The organism is Microbacterium yannicii, assembly GCF_024055635.1.
Classification (GTDB): Bacteria; Actinomycetota; Actinomycetes; order Actinomycetales; family Microbacteriaceae; genus Microbacterium; species Microbacterium yannicii.
Genome location: NZ_JAMXMB010000006.1, coordinates 175,005 through 193,179, shown reverse-complemented (window position 1 = coordinate 193,179; position 18,175 = coordinate 175,005). Strand labels below are relative to the sequence as shown.

Genomic DNA, 18,175 nt, shown 5'->3' with positions numbered 1-18,175 from the left:
ATCCATCCGACGAACGAGCCCGCCCGGAATCGACAGCGGCTGCGGGATCAGAACGGCAGCAGCGGGTCGACCGCGATCGCGACGAAGAGCAGCGTCAGGTACGTGATCGAGGCGTGGAACACGCGCATGGGGCGCGGCTCGGTGCCCTGCACCGCGCGGTGGTAGAGCACGTGCGACTCGTAGATGAACCAGCCGCCGAAGACCAGGGCCGACACGGTGTAGACCAGGCCCATGCCCGCGACCGGGATGAGCAGCAGCGAGCAGACGACGGTCGCCCACGCGTAGAGGATGACCTGGAGGCCGACCTGGGAGCCGCCGCGAGTCGCACCCAGCATCGGCACCTGGACGTTCTCGTACTGGTCCTTGTACTTCATCGACAGCGGCCAGTAGTGCGGCGGCGTCCAGAGGAACACGAGCGCGAACAGGATCACCGGCGGCCAGGCCAGGGTGCCGGTCACGGCCGTCCAGCCGATCAGCACCGGGAAGCAGCCCGCGATGCCGCCCCACACGATGTTCTGCTCCGTCCGGCGCTTGAGGATCATCGTGTAGATCACGACGTAGAAGAAGATGGCGACGGCCGACAGCGTCGCTGCCAGCCAGTTCGTGGTGAGCCAGAGCCAGACGGTGGAGAAGACCGCGAGCGACCACGCGAAGATCAGGGCGCCACGAGGCGACACCTCGCCGGTCACCAGCGGACGGTTCACCGTGCGCTGCATGTGCGCGTCGATGTCCCGATCGAGGTACATGTTGAATGCGGCGGCCGAGCCGGCGCTCGCCGTGCCGCCGATGACGGTGGCGACGACGAGCCAGATGTTCGGGAAGCCGCCGTCAGCGAGGATCATCACCGGAACAGTGGTGACCAGGAGCAGTTCTAGCACGCGCGGCTTCATCAGCGCGACGTAGGCGCGGACGGTGCGACCGAAGCTCTGCCGAGGCCGGGGTGCCTCGACGGCGCCCGACCGGGTGGGTCCGGCGCCGGCTCCTGCCGTCTTCGTGCTGTCCATGGCCCCCGCAATCGCCGCCTGCAGATTCGCCACAAGTCTAGGGCATCGGCGTGTCGCGACCCGCGCCGGGCGGACGCCGGGCGGCCACCGGGCAGCGCTGCCGGCGGATCACATCGCCGCGCGACGCGCGGTGAGCAGAACGTGACGCCGGCGACACCGGCATGTCATCCACGGCGTGCGGGGCATCGCAAGACTGCGTCACATACACGTCTCGCATGGCCTCGGAGGCCTACCCCTTCGCTATGCTGAGATACACGCGCGCCCGTCGCCGATTCCCCCTTCTCCATCCGGACAAGGGCCGCGAGCCGGCCACATTCTGGGCGCACCTCCTCGAGAAAGGCGGCCCGGTGTCGGAACTGCGTTGGGATGAGATCGATCGGCGCGCGGTGGACACTGCCCGCGTGCTCGCTGCGGATGCGGTGGAGAAGGTCGGCAACGGCCACCCCGGCACCGCGATGAGCCTGGCGCCGGCGGCGTACCTGCTCTACCAGCACGTGTTGCGCCACGACCCCGCCGACACCCACTGGGTCGGTCGCGACCGGTTCATCCTGTCGGCCGGCCACTCCTCGCTCACCCAGTACGTGCAGCTCTACCTCGGCGGGTTCGGCCTGGAGCTCGACGACCTCAAGGCGCTGCGCACCTGGGGCTCGCTCACGCCGGGGCACCCCGAGTACGGGCACACCAAGGGCGTCGAGATCACGACGGGCCCGCTCGGCCAGGGCCTCGCGTCCTCGGTCGGCTTCGCCTACGCCGCCCGCTACGAGCGCGGCCTGTTCGATCCGGACGCGGCTGAGGGCACGTCCCCGTTCGACCACCACATCTACGTCATCGCGGGCGACGGCGATCTTCAGGAGGGCATCACCTCCGAGGCCTCGTCGCTGGCCGGCCATCAGGCCCTCGGCAACCTCATCGCGATCTACGACTCCAACCAGATCTCCATCGAGGACGACACCAACGTCGCCTTCACCGAGGACGTCGCGAAGCGCTACGAGGCCTACGGCTGGCATGTGCAGGTCGTGGACTGGAAGAAGACCGGCGAGTACGTCGAAGACGTCGCCGAGCTGTACGCGGCGCTCGAGGCGGCCAAGGGCGAGACGGCGAAGCCGTCGCTCATCATCCTGCGCACGATCATCGGCTGGCCCTCGCCGGGCAAGCAGAACACCGGCAAGATCCACGGCTCGGCGCTCGGCGCCGACGAGCTCGCTGCGACCAAGAAGGTCCTCGGCTTCGACCCCGAGCAGTCCTTCGTAGTGGCGGACGACGTGCTGGCGCACACCCGCGCACTGAAGGATCGCGCCGCCGAGGCACGCGCCGCCTGGCAGGAGTCGTTCGACGCCTGGGCTGCCGCGAACCCCGAGCGCAAGGCGCTGTTCGACCGCCTCGAAACCGGCGAGCTGCCGGAGGACGTGGCATCCGCACTGCCGTCGTTCGAGGCCGGCAAGGACGTCTCCACGCGCGCCGCGTCGGGCATCGTGATCAACGCCCTCGCCGCCGAGCTGCCCGAGCTGTGGGGCGGCTCGGCCGACCTCGCCGAGTCCAACCTCACGACGATCAAGGATGCGAAGTCGTTCATCCCGTCGGAGTGGTCGACGCACGAGTGGGCAGGCGACCCCTACGGCCGCGTGCTGCACTTCGGCATCCGCGAGCACGCGATGGGCGCCATCGTCAACGGCATCAAGCTGCACGGACCGACCCGCCCGTTCGGCGGCACGTTCCTGATCTTCAGCGACTACATGCGCCCGTCGGTGCGGCTGGCCGCGCTGATGGACATCCCGTCGATCTTCGTGTGGACCCACGACTCCGTCGCCCTCGGCGAGGACGGCCCGACCCACCAGCCGGTCGAGCAGCTCGCCACCCTGCGCGCCATCCCGAACTTCACCGTGGTGCGGCCGGCCGACGCGAACGAGACCTCTGCCGCGTGGCTCGAGATCCTGCGCCGCAAGGGCGGCCCGACGGGCATCGCGCTGACCCGCCAGAACATCCCGGTGTTCGAGCGGGGGACGGCCGAGGCATCCGATGACGCCTTCGCGTCGACGGACGGTGTCGCGAAGGGTGCGTACATCCTCGCCGAGGCCCCGGGCGGCACGCCCGACGTCATCCTGATCGCTACCGGCTCCGAGGTGCAGCTCGCCGTCTCGGCCCGCGAGACGCTCGCCGCCGAGGGCGTGAACGCCCGCGTGGTGTCGGCACCCTCGCTGGAGTGGTTCGACGAGCAGGACGCCGCGTACCGCGAGTCGGTCCTCCCCGCCGCGGTCAAGGCGCGTGTGTCGGTGGAAGCCGGCTCGGCGCTCACCTGGCGCGGCATCGTCGGCGACGCCGGCCGCTCCGTCGCGATCGACCATTTCGGCGCGTCGGCCGACTACAAGACCCTGTTCCAGAAATTCGGCATCACCGCCGACGCCGTTGTCGAGGCCGCCCGCGAGACCCTCGCGGCCGCGAGCGACGTTTAAGCACGAGGAGAAGGCAGCATGAGCACCCCCACTGAGAAGCTGGTCGCCGAGGGCGTGAGCATCTGGCTCGACGACCTGTCCCGCGAGCGCATCACGTCGGGCAATCTGACCGAGCTCATCTCGACGCGCAACGTCAGCGGCGTGACGACCAACCCCACGATCTTCCAGGGCGCGATCGGCGGCGGCGGTCACTCGTACGCCGCACAGATCTCGGAGCTCGCCGCGGCGGGCGCCTCCGTCGACGACGCGATCTTCGCCGCGACGACGGACGACGTGCGCGACGCGGCGGACATCTTCCGGCCGGTCTACGACGCGACGGACGGCGTCGACGGCCGCGTGTCGATCGAGGTCTCCCCCGACCTCGCCCACGACACCGACGCGACGATCGCCCAGGCCAAGGAGCTGTGGGCGAAGGTCGACCGCCCCAACGTGCACATCAAGATCCCCGCGACGAAGGCCGGCCTGCCGGCGATCACCGCCGTGCTAGCCGAGGGCATCTCGGTCAACGTGACGCTGATCTTCAGCCTGGAGCGCTACGCGGCGGTCATCGAGGCCTACCTCGCGGGCCTCGAGCAGGCTCAGGCGAACGGCCATGACATCTCCCGCATCCACTCGGTCGCGTCGTTCTTCGTCTCGCGCGTGGACACCGAGGTCGACAAGCGGCTCGTGGCCATCGGCACCGACGAGGCCACGGCGCTCAAGTCGCTCGCCGGCGTCGCGAACGCCCGTCTCGCGTACGAGCTGTTCGAGCAGGAGTTCGCCACCGATCGCGCCAAGGCGCTGACGGATGCCGGCGCTCACCTGCAGCGGCCCCTCTGGGCGTCGACCGGCGTCAAGGACCCGTCTCTCCCCGACACCCTGTACGTCACCGAGCTCATCGCACCCGGCACCGTGAACACGATGCCGGCGAAGACGCTGGAGGCGACCTTCGACCACGGCCAGATCGCCGGTGACGCCGTCACGGGCACCTACGCCGCCGCGCACGAGGTCTTCGACCGCCTGGCTGCCGTCGGAGTGGACTTCGCCGACGTCACCCAGGTGCTCGAGGACGAAGGCGTCGACAAGTTCATCGCCTCCTGGCACGACCTGCAGGGCACCGTCAAGACGGCGCTCGAGGACGCGCTCCAGGCCACCCGATGACGTTCGACATCCACCTCAGCGGACACGTCAAGTCCGTCGTCGAGGCGACACTGCCCGAGCTCGTGTCGAGCCTCGTCGCATCGGGCATCACCGGCGGCGACGCGTCGCTGTGGGGACCCGATGCCGAGGCCGAAGCATCGCAGCGCCTCGGGTGGGTCGAGGCGGTCAGCGTCTCGCGCCCGCTCGTCCCCGAGATCCTCGCTCTCCGCGAGCGGCTGCGCTCGCGGAACGTCACGCGGATCGTGCTCGCGGGCATGGGCGGCTCGTCGCTCGCGCCCGAGGTCATCGCGCAGACCTCGGGTGTGCCGCTGGTGATCCTGGATTCCACGGCGCCCGGCCAGGTGCTCGCGGCCATCGACGGCGATTCCCAGGCCGGCGACCTCACGCGCACCGCGCTGGTGGTGTCGTCGAAGTCGGGATCCACGGTCGAGACCGATTCCGCGAAGCGCGCGTTCGAGGCGGCGTTCCGCGACCTGGGCATCGACCCCGCCGAGCGCATCGTCGTGGTGACCGATCCGGGCTCGCCGCTGGACCAGGAGGCCCGCGCAGACGGGTACACCGTCTTCAACGCCGACCCGACGGTCGGCGGCCGCTACTCGGCGCTCACGGCCTTCGGGCTGGTGCCCGCGGGCCTTGCCGGCGCCGACATCTCCGAGCTGCTCGACGAGGCGGAGGCGACGCTGCTCGAGGTGTCGATCGACAGCCCCGAGAACCCCGCGCTGGTGCTCGCGGCCGCCATCGCCGGCGGCGAGCCCCGCAAGGACAAGCTGGGCCTCGTCACCGACGGCACGCACATCGTGGGCCTGCCCGACTGGATCGAGCAGCTCGTCGCCGAGTCGACGGGCAAGGAGGGCACCGGCATCCTGCCCGTCGTCCTGCTCCCGGTCTCCCCCGAGGTCGACGCGAAGCCGGCAGACCTGCAGATCGTGCGCTTCGTCGACGAGGCGAAGCAGTTCCACCTCTTCGAGCACCACGAGGGCGAGCTGCTCGTCAGCGGCTCGCTGGGCGCCCAGCTGGTGGTCTGGGAGTACGCGACGGCCATCGCCGGGCGGATGCTGGGCATCAACCCCTTCGACCAGCCCGATGTCGAGTCCGCCAAGGTGGCTGCACGCGGTCTCCTCGACGCGCGTCCCGAGCCCACGGCGCCGGCATTCGCCGTCGAGGGCGTCGAGGTGCGCGTGTCGGACCCGGAGCTCGCGGCATCCGGAAGCGTCGCCGGCGTGCTCGACGCGCTGTGGGCGCGCCTCCCCGAGGACGGCTACGTCGCGATCCAGGCCTACGTGAACCGGCTCGAGCTGTCGCAGCTGCCCGGCTTGCGCGAGCTCGTCGCCGCCGACTCCGGTCGTCCCACGACGTTCGGCTGGGGACCGCGCTTCCTGCACTCGACCGGCCAGTTCCACAAGGGCGGTCCCGCGAACGGCGTGTTCCTCCAGATCCTCGAGCAGACCGACGTCGATCTCGAGATCCCGGGCCGGCCCTTCACCTTCGGCCAGCTCATCCAGGCGCAGGCAGCAGGAGACGCGGCAGTTCTCGCCGAAGGGCACGGCCGACCGGTCGTGACCCTGACCCTCACCGATCCCCAGATCGAAGTGCTCTCGCTCTTCGAAGCGGCCCAGTAGGAGTTCGAACCCCCCATGACCGTCGAGATCACGCGCGGGCACAACCCGCTGCGCGACCCCGAAGACCGTCGCCTCAACCGCATCGCGGGCCCGAGCGCGCTCGTCATCTTCGGCGTCACGGGAGATCTCTCCCGCAAGAAGCTCATGCCCGCCGTCTACGACCTCGCCAATCGCGGGCTTCTGCCCCCGGGGTTCGCGCTGGTCGGGTTCGCCCGGCGAGACTGGGCGGACCAGGACTTCGCCAAGGTGGTCTATGACGCTGTACGACAGCACGCGCGCACCGAGTTCCGCGACGAGACGTGGCAGCAGCTGCTCCAGGGCATCCGCTTCGTCTCGGGCGAGTTCGACGACCCGGAGGCGTTCCGCCGTCTGAAGGACACCGTCGACAAGCTCGACACCGAGCGCGGCACGATGGGCAATCACGCGTACTACCTGTCGATCCCGCCGAAGGCGTTCCCGCTGGTGGCGGAGCAGCTGAAGGCGTCGGGTCTGGTCGACGACACCGCCGACCGACCCGACCGCTGGCGCCGCGTCGTCATCGAGAAGCCGTTCGGTCACGACCTGGAGTCAGCGCGCGCGCTTAACGATGTCCTGCGCTCGGCCTTTCCGACGGACTCGATCTTCCGGATCGATCACTACCTCGGCAAGGAGACCGTCCAGAACATCCTGGCGCTGCGGTTCGCGAACGAGCTGTACGAGCCGATCTGGAACCGCAACTATGTCGACCACGTGCAGATCACGATGGCAGAAGACATCGGCGTGGGCGGCCGCGCCGGCTACTACGACGGAGTCGGCGCCGCCCGCGACGTCATCCAGAACCACCTGCTCCAGCTCATGGCTTTGACAGCCATGGAGGAGCCCATCTCGTTCGATGCGAAGGACCTCCGCGCCGAGAAGGAGAAGGTGCTCGCCGCCGTCACCCTTCCCGCCGACCTGGCGCGTTCGACCGCACGCGGTCAGTACGCCGGTGGGTGGCAGGGGGGCGAGAAGGTGCTCGGCTTCCTCGAGGAAGACGGCATGAACCCGCAGTCCACGACCGAGACGTACGCGGCGGTGACCCTGGAGGTCAACACCCGTCGCTGGGCGGGGGTGCCGTTCTACCTGCGCACCGGCAAGCGCCTCGGACGTCGCGTCACCGAGATCGCGGTGGTCTTCAAGCGGGCTCCCGAGCTGCTGTTCTCCCGCAGCCAGACGTCGGGCCAGGGGCAGAATGCCCTCGTGATCCGCGTCCAGCCCGACGAGGGCGTGACCATCCGCTTCGGCTCGAAGGTGCCAGGCGCCGGCGCTCAGGTCCGCGATGTCACGATGGACTTCGGCTACGGCCACGCCTTCACCGAGGCCAGCCCCGAGGCCTACGAGCGCCTGATCCTCGACGTGCTGCTCGGCGACCCGCCGCTGTTCCCGCGGCACGAAGAAGTCGAGCTGTCGTGGAAGATCCTCGACCCGATCGAGGAGTTCTGGGAAGCCCAGGGCGGCCCGCTCGAACAGTACTCGCCCGGGTCGTGGGGCCCGGAATCCGCGGACGAGATGCTCGCCCGCGATGGTCGCACCTGGAGGCGCCCGTGATCGTCGACCTTCCCGACACCACTGTCAGCAAGATCTCCCGCGCATTGGTCAACGTGCGCGAAGAGGGCGGTGCGGTCGCGCTCGGCCGTGTGCTGACGCTCATCATTCTGACCCGCGAGGGCGCGGTCGAAGAGGTGATCGAAGCAGCGAATGACGCGTCGCGCGAGCACCCGATGCGCGTCATCGTTCTCATGCTTCCGGACGGCGACGACAGCGAGTCGCGCCTGGACGCCCAGATCCGGGTCGGAGGTGACGCGGGCGCCAGCGAGGTCGTGACGCTGCGGGCCCTGGGCGACGCCGGACGCTCCAACCTCGAGAGCCTGGTGACCGGTCTCCTGCTGCCCGACGCGCCGGTGGTGGTGTGGTGGCCCAACCGGACTCCCGATCACATCTCGAAGACGTCGATCGGCCGTATCGCGCAGCGCAGGATCACGGATGCCGCGACGAAGTCCAACCCGTCGGCCTGGGTCGCCGATCTCGGCGAGCAGTACGCGCCGGGCGACACCGATCTCGCGTGGACGCGCCTGACCCGGTGGCGCGAGCAGCTGGCCGCAATCCTCGACCAGCCCCCGTACGAGCCGGTCGTGGGCGTCCGAGTACGCGGAGCGTCGGACTCTCCGTCGACGGCGCTGCTGGCGGCATGGCTGCGCCTCGCGCTCGACGTGCCCGTGGACTGGGCCTACCTCGACCCCGAGGAGTGGCCGCACGGCATCAAGTCGGTCGCACTGGTGCGTCCCAGTGGCGAGGTGCTCCTGGAGCGTCCGACGCCGGGTGTGGCGATCCTCACGCAGCCGGGACAGCCCACGCACGACCTCGCTTTCCCGCGCCGGACGCTGCGCGAATGCCTGGCCGAGGAGCTCCGTCGCCTGGACCCGGACGTCCTGTATGGTCGAGTGATCACCGAGGGCTGGCAGCTGCTCGACCCTCCGGCGACGAAGGGGACGCAGGCCTGATGGACAGTGCGCGGGTGACGGACAGGACGCAGACGGATGCCTGAGGGTTGGGCCGAGAAGCGCGTCATCATCAGTCCGGATCCCGCTGCTCTCGTCGAATCCGTCGCTCCGCGCTTCCTCAGCAGGGTCGCGAAGCGTGTCGATGACGGCAAGCTCGCCCACGTCTCCCTCACGGGCGGATCGATGGGTGCGGCAGTGCTCGCTGCGGCAGGACGCCACCCTCGTGCGGGCCGCATCGAGTGGTCGCGCGTCCACTTCTGGTGGAGCGACGAGAGGTTCCTGCCCCTCGGACACGCGGAGCGCAACGACCATCAGGCTCGGGAGGCGTTCCTCGACGGTCTGGAGATCCCGGCGGAGAACATCCACGCCGCCCGCGCCAGCGACGACGGGGTCGACCTCGACGGCGCCGCCGCCGCGTACGCGGAGGAACTGGCCCGCTTCCCCGGTGCCGAGGGCCCCTGGCCGTCATTCGATGTGTGCTTCCTCGGTGTCGGGCCGGACGGTCACATCGCGTCGCTCTTCCCCGACCGCGCCGAGATCCAGATCACGGACCGCTCCGTCGTCCCGGTGCGCGACTCCCCCAAGCCCCCGCCGGAGCGCATCACCATGACGCGTCCGGTCATCAACAGCTCCAAGCGCGTGTGGCTCGTGCTCTCGGGCCCCGACAAGGCGGCCGCCCTTGGGCTCGCCCTCGCCGGTGCCAGCTACGCGAGCGTCCCCGCGGCCGGGGCCAAGGGTCGCAAACGCACGACGTTCTTCGTCGACCAGGCCGCGGCCGCACAGGTGCCGCCCGAGCTCATCGACCGCGAGTACTGACGCCGGTCGCCGGACAGCCAGATAGAGAAGAAGAGCGGATGCCTCGGCATCCGCTCTTCTTCTCTATCTTGGTCGTTGCCGGTCAGCCCTGACCGCGGCGATCGCGCAGCTGCTGCAGGGCGTCGTCGAGAAGCGTCTCGGCTTCCTCTTCGGTGCGGCGCTCCTTCACGTACGCGAGATGCGTCTTGTACGGCTCGGTCTTCGCGAGCGCGGGAGGATTCTCCTTGTCGCGGCCGGCCGGCAGGCCCGAGTGGGGCGAGTCGATCGTCTCGGGGATCTCCTCTTCGGGAATGCCCGCCGCGAAGTAGCGGACCGTCTCGTTGCCCAGGGCGTCCCAGTACGAGATGGCCACGCGCTCGGCGTGGTAGCCGTGGTCCTGCTCGCCCATGGGGCCGGCACCGACGCGGGTGCCGCGGATCGCGTTGCCTCCGGTAGCCATCAGATGGCCTGGAACTTCGTGATCAGGCCGAGCGCCACGATCGAGGCGAACCACACCAGAGCGAGCACCACCGTGAACCGGTTGAGGTTGCGCTCGGCGAGGCCCGACGATCCGAGAGCGGACGTCATGCCGCCGCCGAACATGTCGGAAAGACCGCCACCGCGCCCCTTGTGGAGAAGGATGAGGAGGGTCAGCAGGAGACTCGTGATGCCGAGAAGCACCTGCAGGACGAACTCGAGGATCTGCACAGTCGTTGAAGCCTTTCGCTGCGATCGTTCGCCGATCGCACAAGGGTCAAGTATACGTGTACGACGGCGGCGGTACTTCGACAGGCTCAGCAACCGGTCGCTGAGCCTGTCGAAGCGCGCCGCCCGCCGGTCGAAGGTCAGACGCCGACGTGCTTCTGGTAGCGGATGATCGCGGCGAACTCGTCGACGACGAGGCTCGCACCACCGACCAGCGCACCGTCGACGTCGGGCTCCCGCATGAAGCTGGCGATGTTCGCGGCCTTCACCGAGCCGCCGTAGAGCACCCGCGTGCGGGCCGCGGCATCCGCCCCGAGCTTCGCAGCGATGACCTCGCGGAGCTTCGCGCAGACCTCCTGCGCCTGCTCGGGCGTCGCCGCCTGGCCGGAGCCGATCGCCCACACGGGCTCGTAGGCCACCACGATGTCGGCATCCGCCTTGACACCCTGCAGAGCAGCCTCGAGCTGACCGACCGGCACCGCGCTCGCGCCGTGCTTCTCGAGGTCCTCGGCGGTCTCGCCCACGCAGATCACCGGGACGAGCCCGTGCTTCAGCGCGGCCTGCACCTTGGCGGCGACGATGTCGTCGCCCTCGTGGTGGTACTCGCGACGCTCGGAGTGACCGATGATCACGTAACGGTTGTCGAGCTTCGCCAGGAAGGCGCCCGACACCTCGCCGGTGTACGCACCGGAGTCGTGGGACGAGATGTCCTGCGCACCGAGCGCGAAGGGGATCTTGTCGGCGTCGAGCAGCGTCTGGACGGTGCGGAGGTCGGTGAACGGCGGGAAGACCGCCACCTCGACCGAGCCGTCCTCGTGCTTGGCGTCCTTGAGCGCCCAGTGCAGCTTCTGGACGAACGCGACGGCCTGCAGGTGGTCGAGGTTCATCTTCCAGTTGCCGGCGATCAGCGGGGTGCGACCGCGGCGCGAAGCGCTCGCTTCGGAATTGCTCACTGCCATCCGAGGACCTCCAGTCCGGGAAGCTTCTTGCCCTCGAGGAACTCGAGGCTGGCGCCGCCGCCGGTCGAGATGTGACCGAAGGCATCGTCGTCGAACCCGAGCTGGCGGACCGCTGCGGCGGAGTCTCCGCCGCCGACGACCGACAGGCCGTCGACCTCGGTGAGCGCCTGCGCGACGGCCTTGGTGCCTGCCGCGAACGGCGCGAGCTCGAACACGCCCATGGGGCCGTTCCAGAACACCGTCTTCGAGCTGCGCACGAGGTCGGCGAATCGCGCCGCCGTGTCGGGACCGATGTCGAGTCCCAGACCGGATGCTCCGAACGGGGTGTCCTCGATCTGATCGGCGGCGGTCACCACGTGCTCCGCGTCGGCGCCGAACTTCGAGGCCACCACCACGTCGGTCGGCAGCACCAGTTCGACGCCCGACTCCTCGGCACGGCGCATGTACTCGCGGACCGTGTCGAGCTGGTCGGCCTCGAGCAGGCTCGAGCCGACCTTGTGGCCCTGGGCGGCGAGGAACGTGAACAGCATTCCGCCGCCGACGAGCAGCCGGTCGACGCGGGGCAGCAGGTGCGAGATCACACCCAGCTTGTCGCTGACCTTGGAGCCGCCGAGGACGACCGTGTAGGGCCGCTCCGGGTTCTCGGTGAGACGGTCGAGCACGTCGAGCTCGGTCGCGATCAGCAGGCCGGCCGCAGAGGGCAGGATCTCGGCGAGTTCGTACACCGAGGCCTGCTTGCGGTGGACGACGCCGAAGCCGTCCGAGACGAGAGCGTCGCCGAGAGCGGCGAGCTGTTCGGCGAACGCGCGGCGCTCCCCCTCGTCCTTCGCGGTCTCGCCCGGGGCGAACCGGAGGTTCTCGATCACTGCGACGTCGCCGTCCTCGAGGGCCGCGACGGCCTCCTGAGCGGACTCGCCGACGGTGTCGCGCGCGAACGCGACGGGCTTGCCGAGCAGCTCCGACAGGCGCTGGGCGACGGGCTCGAGGCTGTACTTCGCATCGGGTGCCCCGTCGGGGCGGCCGAGATGCGAGCAGACGACGAGCCGGGCGCCCTGGTTGATCAGGGCGTTCAGCGTGGGAAGGGATGCCCGCACACGGCCATCGTCCGCAATGACCGCGTCCTTGAGAGGAACGTTGAGGTCACAGCGGACGATGACGCGCTTGCCTGCGAGCGAACCCAGCGAATCGAGGGTGCGCAGAGCCATGGTGATCGCTTAGAGGTGCTCGGCCACGTACTCGGTGAGGTCGACGAGACGGTTGGAGTAGCCCCACTCGTTGTCGTACCACGCCGAAACCTTGACCAGGTTGCCGCTGACGTTGGTCAGCTCCGAGTCGAAGATCGACGAGTGCGGGTTGAGCTGGATGTCGCTCGAGACGATCGGGTCCTCGGTGTACTCGAGATACCCGGCGAGACGCCCCTCGGCCGCTGCGGCCTTGTACGCCTCGTTCACCTGCTCGGCGGTGAGGCCCTCGGTCGGCGTGACGATGGTCAGGTCGACGATCGAGCCGGTGGGCACCGGTACACGGTACGAGGAGCCGCTCAGCTTGCCGTTGAGCTCGGGGAGCACGCGGCCGATGGCCTTCGCGGCACCGGTCGACGCGGGGACGATGTTGATCGCCGCGGCACGCGCACGACGAAGATCGCTGTGTGGTCCGTCCTGCAGATTCTGGTCGGCGGTGTAGGCGTGCGCCGTCATCATGAAGCCGCGCTCGATGCCGAACGCGTCGTTGAAGACCTTCGCCAGCGGGGCGAGGCAGTTCGTGGTGCACGACGCGTTCGAGATGATGACGTGGTTCTCGGGGTCGTACTCGCCCTCGTTCACGCCCATCACGATCGTGACGTCGTCACCGGTCGCGGGAGCGGAGATGAGGACCTTCTTGGCGCCGCCGGCGACGTGCTTCTTGGCGTCGTCCGCCTTGGTGAAGCGGCCGGTCGACTCGATGACGATGTCGACGCCCAGCTCGCCCCACGGGAGGTTGGCGGGGTCGCGCTCTTCGAAGACCTTGATGGACTTGCCACCGACGGTGATGGAGTCCTCGTCGTAGGACACCTCGGCGTCCAGCGGGCCGCCCACCGAGTCGTACTTGAGCAGGTGCGCGAGCGTCTTGTTGTCGGTGAGGTCGTTCACCGCCACGATTTCGAGGTCCGCGCCCTGCGCGAGGGCCGCGCGGAGGTAGTTGCGTCCGATGCGGCCGAAGCCGTTGATGCCGATCTTGACAGTCACGGAGTTTCTCCTGAGATGTGTCGTGCGCGAGTGCGCGGTTGGTGCGATGCGAACGAGGACAACGGCGTCCCGGCGGGCAGTCCCGTCGGGACGCCGCGCCTATTAGGACAGTACCAGCAGGCCCGAGGTCTTCTGACGGGCGGCGTCGAGGCGCTGCGCCACGTTCTGCCAGTTCGCGATGTTCCAGACGGCCTTCACGTAATCGGCCTTGACGTTGAGGTAGTCGAGGTAGAAGGCGTGCTCCCACATGTCGAGCTGGAACACCGGGATCGTGCCCTGCGCGGTGTTGCTCTGCTGGTCGAACAGCTGCTGGATGATGAGCTGCTCGCCGATCGGGTCCCAGCTGAGCACGGCCCAGCCGGAGCCCTGGATACCGGTCGCGGCGGCGGTGAAGTGCGCCTGGAACTTGTCGAAGCCGCCGAAGAACTCGTCGATCGCGGCGCGCAGCTCGCCCTCGGGCTCTCCGCCGCCCTCGGGCGACAGGTTGGTCCAGAAGATCGAGTGGTTGACGTGACCGCCGAGGTTGAACGCGAGGTCCTTCTCGAGCTTGTTCACGTTGGCCAGGTTGCCGGACTCACGCGCCTCGGCCAGCTGCTCCAGCGCGGTGTTCGCGCCGGTGACGTACGCCTGGTGGTGCTTGCTGTGGTGCAGCTCCATGATCTTGCCGCTGATGTGCGGCTCGAGGGCGGCGTAGTCGTAAGGGAGGTCGGGCAAGGTGTACTTCGCCATGTTCTCTTCTTCCTGTCGGCGCGCGCCGAAATCCCCGGCGCAGCGAGGGTGACGGAATCATCCTACTGAGCGGCAACACCCGGGAGACGGGGTTGCTTCCCACTGTGACGTGTGAAACGCGGATGCCGCGGCCCCCGGCATCCGTGCGGGAATCAGTCCTCGATCCCGGCGGGGACGGCGGACTCGGTGCCGGGCAGACCCTCGATCTCGGCCTTCTTGTCGGCCATCGCCAGAAGGCGACGGATGCGACCGGCGACGGCGTCCTTCGTGAGGGGCGGGTCGGCGTGGTGTCCGAGCTCGTCCAGACTCGCGTCGCGGTGCGCCAGACGCAGGTCGCCGGCCTGGCGGAGGTGCTCGGGCACCTCGTCGCCGAGGATCGCGAGCGCGCGCTCGACGCGGGCGCAGGCGGCGACGGCGGCCTGAGCGGAGCGCCGCAGGTTGGCGTCGTCGAAGTTGACGAGCCGGTTGACGCCCGCACGCACCTCGCGGCGCTGACGCATCTGGTCCCAGTCGGCGGCGGCGCGCACCGCGCCCATGGTGGCGAGTGCGGCGCGGATCGCCTCGCCCTCGCGGACCACGACGCGCGGGATCCCGCGCACCTCGCGGGCCTTGCCGGCGATGCCGAGGCGGTGCGCGGCGCCGACGAGGGCCATCGCGGCCTCGGACGACGGGCACGTGATCTCGAGCGCCGCGGACCGACCCGGGTCGGTGAGCGTGCCGGCCGCCAGGAATGCGCCACGCCAGATGGCGGCGAGATCTCCGCGCGAGCCCGTCGTGAGCTTGTTCGGAAGCCCGCGGACGGGTCGGCGTCGCTGGTCCAGCAGGCCGGTCTGGCGGGCGAGCGTCTCGCCGCCCTCGATCACGCGGACGGCGTAGTGGCTGCCGGTGCGTGCGCCCGACCCCTGCACGTGGACGAGCTCCGGCCGCACGCCGTACAGCTCGACGAGGTCGCGCGCGGTGCGCCGGGCGAGGATGTCGGAGTCGAGCTCGGCCTCGACCGCGACGCGGTTCGCGATCGAGTGCAGTCCGCCCGAGAATCGCAGCAGCGACGTGAGCTCGGCGACCCGCGCGGTGGGGCGCGGGTCTCGCACGGTGATCAGCTCGGCCTTCACGTCAGCGGTCAGCGACACGGGTCTCCTTCGCGGGTCTTTTCGGAACGACCCTCCACCCTACCGGCCGGTTCGGCCGGGGACCTCATCACTCCCGTCCGAGGTCGCGATGCGTCACGCGAACTGCCACGCCCGGGACCTCCGCAAGGCGCTCCGCGAGCTCGCGGACCATCACCACCGAGCGGTGCTTTCCGCCGGTGCATCCGACGGCGACGACCGAGTGGCTCTTGTTCTCGCGCTGATACCCCTCGAGCACCGGTCGCAGCGCGGCGCTGTACGCGTCGAGGAACTCGGCCGCCCCCGTCTGCGACAGCACGTAGTCGCGCACCTCGGCGTCCTCGCCGGTGAAGGGCCGCAGTCGCTCGTCCCAGAACGGGTTCGGGAGGAAGCGCATGTCGGCCACGAGGTCGGCATCGGGCGGCAGCCCGTACTTGAAGCCGAAGCTCTGGAGCGTGAGAGTGTGGCGCGCCGCTCCTTCCTCGGTGAAGAGGTCGGCCACCTTCGTCGCGAGCTGGTGGATGTTGTACGACGACGTGTCGACGATGATGTCGGCACCCTCGCGGACGGCGGCCAGGCGCGCGCGCTCCCGGCGGATGCCGTCGAGAATGGTGCCCCCGCCCTGCAGAGGATGCGGGCGGCGCACCGCCTCGAACCGGCGGACGAGCACCTCGTCCGAGGCATCCAGGAACATCACGCGGATCTGCCGGCGCTCGCGGAGCGCGCGCATCGCATCGGGCAGGTTGGAGAAGAGGTCCCGGCCGCGCACATCGACGACGACGGCGACCCGGGGCAGCACTCCCCCGGCGAGCTCCGTGAGGTCGAGCAGGGGCTTGAGCATCTGCGGCGGCAGATTGTCGACCACGTACCAGTCGAGGTCTTCGAGCGCGTTCGCCGCCGTAGAACGCCCGGCACCCGACATCCCCGTGACGATCAGCACTTCTCCGATGTCCTGATGCGTCGCCTCGCCCATGACCACCCCCGTCGAGCCCAGCCTACCCACTGGCCGCCGGGGCGGGCTCCGACAGGTGGGCGTGTATCGACGCGGCGAGCTTGGGCCCGATGCCCGGCAGCTCGGAGATCTCGTCCGGAGTGGCCTTGCGCAGCGCCGTAACGGATCCGAAATGCCGCAGAAGCGCCTTGATACGGGCATCGCCGAGCCCCGGCACCTCGGCCAGCACGCTCTGGATGTCGCGTCGCCGCCGGCGTCGCTGGTGGGTGATGGCGAAGCGGTGCGCCTCGTCGCGGAGCCGCTGCAGCAGATAGAGCGCCTCGGAGGTGCGCGGCAGGATGACCGGGTACTCCTCCCCCGGCAGCCACACCTCTTCGAGGCGCTTGGCGATGCCGCACAGAGCGATCTCCTCATGACCCGCGTCCCGGAGCGCGCGGGCGGCCGCCTCGACCTGCGGCTTGCCGCCGTCGACCACCAGCAGCTGCGGTCGGTAGGCGAAGCGGGGGCGCCGCCGCTCGGTCACCACCGTCTCGTCGGAGGTGACGTCCGGCTCGGGCGCAGTCTCGTTCTCGTCGGGGCGGTCGACGTACGCGAGGCGGCGGGTGAGCACCTGGTACAGCGAATCGGTGTCGTCCGTCGTCTCAGCGACGCCGAACGAGCGGTACTGGTCCTTGCGCGGCAGCCCGTCCTCGAAGACCACCATCGACGCCACCACGTTGGTGCCGCTGAGGTGCGACACGTCGAAGCACTCGATGCGCAGCGGCGCCTCGGCGAGGTCGAGCGCCTCCTGCAGGTCGGTGAGCGCCTGGCTGCGGGCGACGTAGTCGCTGGTGCGCCGGGTCTTGTGCAGCATCAGCGCCTGCTGGGCGTTGAGCGTGGCCGTGCGCATCAGGTCCGCCTTGCGGCCCCGCTGCGCCACCTGGATCGTCACGTTCCTGCCCCGCCGGGTGCGCAGCCACTCTTCGAGGTCGGCCGCGTCGTCGGGCATCGAGGGCACCAGCACCTGCTTCGGGATGTCGGCGCCCGCGGCGTTGCCGTACGTGCGCTGGATCACCTGGTCGACGAGATCCCCGTCGGAGATGTCGATCTCCTTCTCGATCGTCGTGGCGCGCACACCGCGCACGCGACCACCGCGGATCACGAAGTGCTGCACCGTGGCGGCGAGCTCGTCCTCGGCGATGCCGAACAGGTCCGCGTCGGTGTCGGGCGCCAGCACCAGCGCGCTCTTGTTCAGCACCGCGTCGATCGACTGCAGGCGGTCGCGGTAGAGCGCCGCAGCCTCATAGTCCATCGCGGCGGAGGCCTCGCGCATGCGCGCCGTCAGCTCTTTCGTGAAGCGCTGGTCGCCGCCCGACATGAAGGCGATGAAGTCGTCGACGATCGCGCGGTGCTCCTCGATCGTGACCTTCATCGAGCACGGCCCGCCGCAGCGCCCGATCTGCCCGGGGAAGCAGGGGCGGCCGGTCGCCATCGCCTTCTTGTACGACGCGTCGCTGCACGTGCGGATCGGGAAGACCTTGATCATCAGGTCGATGGTGTCGTGCACCGCCCACACCTTCGGATACGGCCCGAAGTACTTCGCGCCCGGAATGCGCCGGTTGCGGGTCACGATCACCCGCGGCGCCTCGTCGGCGAGCGTGATCGCCATGAAGGGGTAGGACTTGTCGTCCTTGTACCGCACGTTGAAGGGCGGATCGAATTCCTTGATCCACTGGTATTCGAGCTGCAGCGAGTCGACGTCCGTCGCGACGACGGTCCACTCCACCGATGCCGCCGTCGTGACCATGCGCCGGGTGCGCTCGTGCAGCGTGTGCAGCGGAGCGAAGTAGTTCGACAGGCGTGCGCGGAGGTTCTTCGCCTTGCCGACGTAGAGCACGCGCCCGTCCCGATCGCGGAACCGGTAGACGCCCGGATTGGTCGGGATCTCTCCCGGGTTCGGCTTGTACGGGACGGTGGGGGTGGAACGCGCCAT

At 69.5% G+C, this 18,175-nt stretch carries 16 protein-coding genes; 6 read left to right on the top strand and 10 right to left on the bottom strand.

Annotated features, from left to right (window positions below; all coding sequences use genetic code 11):
- Positions 1 to 47: 47 nt before the first annotated feature.
- The gene (locus NCG93_RS02440; protein WP_194415659.1) at positions 48 to 1,004 is read right to left on the bottom strand and encodes a heme o synthase; all 957 of its coding nucleotides are present in this window, start codon (positions 1,002 to 1,004) and stop codon (positions 48 to 50) included.
- A 347-nt stretch (positions 1,005 to 1,351) separates the two neighbouring features.
- Here NCG93_RS02440 and tkt point away from each other — a divergent pair, with 347 nt between their 5' ends.
- Genes tkt through pgl form a run of 6 tightly spaced genes read left to right on the top strand, consistent with a single transcriptional unit; the run spans position 1,352 to position 9,548 of the window.
- The gene (tkt, locus tag NCG93_RS02435) at positions 1,352 to 3,454 is read left to right on the top strand and encodes a transketolase (protein WP_194415660.1); all 2,103 of its coding nucleotides are present in this window, start codon (positions 1,352 to 1,354) and stop codon (positions 3,452 to 3,454) included.
- A gap of 18 nt (positions 3,455 to 3,472) precedes the next feature.
- On the top strand, positions 3,473 to 4,594 hold the full coding sequence (gene tal / locus NCG93_RS02430; protein WP_194415662.1) for a transaldolase: 1,122 nt from the start codon (positions 3,473 to 3,475) through the stop codon (positions 4,592 to 4,594).
- Positions 4,591 to 6,213 (top strand): phosphoglucose isomerase-related protein, encoded by a 1,623-nt coding sequence (locus NCG93_RS02425; RefSeq protein WP_194415664.1) that lies wholly within the window; start codon positions 4,591 to 4,593, stop codon positions 6,211 to 6,213. The genes tal and NCG93_RS02425 overlap by 4 nt, the downstream gene beginning before the upstream one ends.
- Before the next feature lie 15 nt (positions 6,214 to 6,228).
- Positions 6,229 to 7,779 carry a glucose-6-phosphate dehydrogenase gene (gene zwf, locus NCG93_RS02420; protein ID WP_194415666.1) on the top strand — a complete coding sequence of 517 codons (1,551 nt, stop codon included), beginning with the start codon at positions 6,229 to 6,231 and terminating at the stop codon, positions 7,777 to 7,779.
- Complete coding sequence (locus tag NCG93_RS02415) at positions 7,776 to 8,732, top strand: glucose-6-phosphate dehydrogenase assembly protein OpcA (RefSeq protein ID WP_194415668.1); 957 nt, start codon at positions 7,776 to 7,778, stop codon at positions 8,730 to 8,732. The genes zwf and NCG93_RS02415 overlap by 4 nt, the downstream gene beginning before the upstream one ends.
- Positions 8,733 to 8,768: 36 nt before the next feature.
- Positions 8,769 to 9,548, top strand: coding sequence for a 6-phosphogluconolactonase (gene pgl, locus NCG93_RS02410; RefSeq protein ID WP_194415670.1), 780 nt, complete (start codon positions 8,769 to 8,771; stop codon positions 9,546 to 9,548).
- An 82-nt stretch (positions 9,549 to 9,630) separates the two neighbouring features.
- Here pgl and NCG93_RS02405 read toward each other — a convergent pair whose 3' ends face one another.
- The 9 genes from NCG93_RS02405 to uvrC form a co-directional block, all read right to left on the bottom strand.
- Complete coding sequence (locus tag NCG93_RS02405) at positions 9,631 to 9,987, bottom strand: RNA polymerase-binding protein RbpA (protein ID WP_194415672.1); 357 nt, start codon at positions 9,985 to 9,987, stop codon at positions 9,631 to 9,633.
- Positions 9,987 to 10,235: a preprotein translocase subunit SecG gene (gene secG, locus NCG93_RS02400; RefSeq protein ID WP_194415674.1), complete on the bottom strand. Its 249-nt coding sequence runs from the start codon at positions 10,233 to 10,235 to the stop codon at positions 9,987 to 9,989. Before secG ends, NCG93_RS02405 begins: the two co-directional genes overlap by 1 nt.
- 137 nt (positions 10,236 to 10,372) lie before the next feature.
- A complete protein-coding gene (tpiA, locus tag NCG93_RS02395) occupies positions 10,373 to 11,185 on the bottom strand; it encodes a triose-phosphate isomerase (RefSeq protein ID WP_308212085.1) in 813 nt (270 codons plus the stop codon).
- A complete protein-coding gene (locus NCG93_RS02390; RefSeq protein WP_194415679.1) occupies positions 11,182 to 12,396 on the bottom strand; it encodes a phosphoglycerate kinase in 1,215 nt (404 codons plus the stop codon). Before NCG93_RS02390 ends, tpiA begins: the two co-directional genes overlap by 4 nt.
- Positions 12,397 to 12,405: 9 nt before the next feature.
- On the bottom strand, positions 12,406 to 13,416 hold the full coding sequence (gap, locus tag NCG93_RS02385; RefSeq protein WP_194415681.1) for a type I glyceraldehyde-3-phosphate dehydrogenase: 1,011 nt from the start codon (positions 13,414 to 13,416) through the stop codon (positions 12,406 to 12,408).
- Between the two features lie 102 nt (positions 13,417 to 13,518).
- Positions 13,519 to 14,145 carry a superoxide dismutase gene (locus NCG93_RS02380; RefSeq protein WP_194415683.1) on the bottom strand — a complete coding sequence of 209 codons (627 nt, stop codon included), beginning with the start codon at positions 14,143 to 14,145 and terminating at the stop codon, positions 13,519 to 13,521.
- 152 nt (positions 14,146 to 14,297) lie between these two features.
- A complete protein-coding gene (gene whiA, locus NCG93_RS02375) occupies positions 14,298 to 15,275 on the bottom strand; it encodes a DNA-binding protein WhiA (protein ID WP_194415686.1) in 978 nt (325 codons plus the stop codon).
- Positions 15,276 to 15,342: 67 nt separating this feature from the next.
- Complete coding sequence (gene rapZ / locus NCG93_RS02370) at positions 15,343 to 16,224, bottom strand: RNase adapter RapZ (RefSeq protein ID WP_194415688.1); 882 nt, start codon at positions 16,222 to 16,224, stop codon at positions 15,343 to 15,345.
- 22 nt (positions 16,225 to 16,246) lie between these two features.
- A complete protein-coding gene (gene uvrC / locus NCG93_RS02365; protein ID WP_194415690.1) occupies positions 16,247 to 18,175 on the bottom strand; it encodes an excinuclease ABC subunit UvrC in 1,929 nt (642 codons plus the stop codon).

Excerpts from the sequence above, each read along its gene's own strand:
- uvrC (WP_194415690.1), bottom strand. The coding sequence starts at position 18,175 with ATGGCGCGTTCCACCCCCACCGTCCCGTACAAGCCGAACCCGGGAGAG.
- NCG93_RS02440 (WP_194415659.1), bottom strand. The coding sequence starts at position 1,004 with ATGGACAGCACGAAGACGGCAGGAGCCGGCGCCGGACCCACCCGGTCG.
- zwf (WP_194415666.1), top strand. The coding sequence starts at position 6,229 with ATGACCGTCGAGATCACGCGCGGGCACAACCCGCTGCGCGACCCCGAA.
- pgl (WP_194415670.1), top strand. The coding sequence starts at position 8,769 with ATGCCTGAGGGTTGGGCCGAGAAGCGCGTCATCATCAGTCCGGATCCC.
- tal (WP_194415662.1), top strand. The coding sequence starts at position 3,473 with ATGAGCACCCCCACTGAGAAGCTGGTCGCCGAGGGCGTGAGCATCTGG.
- NCG93_RS02380 (WP_194415683.1), bottom strand. The coding sequence starts at position 14,145 with ATGGCGAAGTACACCTTGCCCGACCTCCCTTACGACTACGCCGCCCTC.
- rapZ (WP_194415688.1), bottom strand. The coding sequence starts at position 16,224 with ATGGGCGAGGCGACGCATCAGGACATCGGAGAAGTGCTGATCGTCACG.
- NCG93_RS02390 (WP_194415679.1), bottom strand. The coding sequence starts at position 12,396 with ATGGCTCTGCGCACCCTCGATTCGCTGGGTTCGCTCGCAGGCAAGCGC.
- NCG93_RS02405 (WP_194415672.1), bottom strand. The coding sequence starts at position 9,987 with ATGGCTACCGGAGGCAACGCGATCCGCGGCACCCGCGTCGGTGCCGGC.
- NCG93_RS02425 (WP_194415664.1), top strand. The coding sequence starts at position 4,591 with ATGACGTTCGACATCCACCTCAGCGGACACGTCAAGTCCGTCGTCGAG.